This window comes from Streptomyces sp. NPDC058157 (assembly GCF_042884105.1).
Classification (GTDB): Bacteria; Actinomycetota; Actinomycetes; order Streptomycetales; family Streptomycetaceae; genus Streptomyces.
The window spans coordinates 1-2087 of the sequence record NZ_JBHVUQ010000406.1 but is presented as its reverse complement, the minus strand read 5'-3'; the positions used below and the strand labels follow the sequence as shown (position 1 = coordinate 2087).

The window sequence follows — 2087 nt, the reverse complement described above, 5'->3', positions numbered from 1 at the left end:
GGGCGGCGGGGGCCGCGGTCGGCACCCGCGGCAGGGGCTGCGTCGACTCCTCCGCCGCTTCCGGCGCCGCTTCGGGGATCGTCGGCCAGGCGGGGTAGGCCGCGGCCGACGGGTCCTGGGGGACGACGACGTAGGGGCGGACGAACAGGCGGTCGTCGGGCTCGGGCCCGCTCTCATCGGGGTGTGGGGACACGGTTGTCTCCCGGCACGGTGGGGACCGGTGCGGCGGTGCGGCACCGGCCCCCACCCGCCGGTCAGGCCCTGCGCCGCCGGGCGACCGGGGTCTGGCCCGCTCCCATGGCCGGCGGAGTGAGCGGGGAGCGGACGTGTATCGGCATCTGGGGCGTCTCCGAAGTGCGGCTCAGGCGGTCGTTCTTGAGCGGACTCTTTCCCTCCGGGGCGGCTCCGGTCAAGCCGGGTGTCCGATCCGCCCCATCCATCCGGTCTCCTGCCTTCGCGCCCGGGCCGCCCCGGCGGAGGTGGACGGCCACCGTGAGGGCGGCGAGGAGCATCAGGGCGGCTCCGGTCAGCGGCGCGGCGGGTACCGAGAGGCGGTCCACGGCGAGTCCGCCGGCCAGGGCCCCCGCCGCGATGGCGAAGTTGAACATGGCCACCATCAGCGAGGACGCGGCCTCGGCGGCGCGGGGCGCGGCCTTGAGCATCCAGCCCTGGAGGCTGACGGAGACCCCGCCGTAGGCCAGGCCCCAGAGCACCAGCAGAGCGGTCCCCGCGACAGGTCCCGGCAGGACGGCCGTCAGCGCCAGCACGGCGGTGAGGGTGGCGCTGACGGCGAGCAGCGTACGGCGCGGGTCGCGCGGCCCGGCCAGGAAGTTGCCGGCGACTCCGGCCAGGCCGTAGCCGAGCAGCAGGGTGCTGACGAGGCCGGCGTCGACACCGGAGACGTCGCGCAGGATCGGCCTGACGAAGGTGTAGGCGGCGAACTGGCCGGTGACCACCAGGAAGGTGACGGCCACCCCGGTGCGGACCCCGGCGTCGGACCGCAGCAGGGCGGGCAGTTCCGCGAAGGTGACGGGCTCGGCCGGGGGCAGGGCGGGCAGCAGCAGGAGCAGGGCCACCAGGGTGAGCGCGCCGAGGGCGCCGACGGCCGCGAAGGCGGTCCGCCAGCCGCCGAGTTCGCCGAGGAGGGTGCCGGCGGGGACGCCGAGCACCGAGGCGGTGGGCACGCCGCCGAATATCAGGGCCGTGGCCCGGCCGCCGCGGTGGGCGGGGACCAGCCGGGCGGCGAGGCCGCCCGCGACGGCCCAGAACCCGCCGACGCCGATGCCGACGAGCAGCCGCGCGGCCAGTACGACGGCGAAGCTGGGGGCGAACGCGACGGCGAGGTTGGCGGCGGCCGTCAGGGCAATCAGCGCGCACAGCACGTGGCGCCGGTCCAGCCGGGCGGCACCGACGGTGACGAGGGGCGCGCAGAAGCCGGCGACGAGCCCGGGGACGGTCACCATCAGGCCGGCGGTGCCGTCGGAGACCCGCAGGTCGGCGCCGACGGGGGTGAGGAGTCCGACGGGCAGGAGTTCGGAGGTGATCAGGCAGAAGATCGCGAGGGAGACGGCGGCGACGGCCGCCCACCCCTTGGCGGCGCGGTCTGCGGGCCCGGGCACTCGGGGCGGGGGGATGCTGGACGGGGGAACGCTGGACGCGGCTGGTTCGGTCATGCTCGGCACTCCGTACGGGATGAAGGCGGACGGTTGGGGGTCCCCCCGGACGGAGTCCGGGGAGGGGCACGGCGGCACCGGGTCCCGGGGGTCGCGCCTCCCCCGTCGCCCGCACTGCCGTGCCGTGCCGATCGCGTTCGTGCCCATTCTGCGGCCGTCCGGCCGCGTTCCGGCCTGCCTGTGGAGAATCGGTTCTCCGGGGGTGCGGGGCGGTTCCCCCGCCGCTCCCGCTTCACCCGGAAGCGTGAGGGACGGAACGTCACGGCCCCGGACTACGGCATGGTGGTCGAGTGCTGTTGCGCCGGGCCGCCCTGCCCCTCTCCCTCCTGGCCCTCCTGGCGAGCGCCGGCTGTGTCTCCGTCGGCCCGGAACACGGTGCACCGGGCCCCTCCCGGGGTTCCGCGCCGCCCGCCG

The 2087-nt window shown here is 76.6% G+C and carries 2 protein-coding genes; both read right to left on the bottom strand.

Features of this window, described 5'->3' with window-relative positions; translation table 11 throughout:
• Window positions 1-193 (bottom strand): hypothetical protein (locus ACFVXK_RS38365; RefSeq protein WP_389621965.1); only part of this gene is annotated, 193 nt, incomplete at its 3' end.
• A 61-nt stretch (window positions 194-254) separates the two neighbouring features.
• On the bottom strand, window positions 255-1673 hold the full coding sequence (locus ACFVXK_RS38360) for an MFS transporter (protein ID WP_389621962.1): 1419 nt from the start codon (window positions 1671-1673) through the stop codon (window positions 255-257).
• Between the last annotated feature and the right edge of the window lie 414 nt (window positions 1674-2087).

Coding starts and splice junctions, on each gene's coding strand:
- ACFVXK_RS38360 (WP_389621962.1), bottom strand. CDS start 1,673: ATGACCGAACCAGCCGCGTCCAGCGTTCCCCCGTCCAGCATCCCCCCG.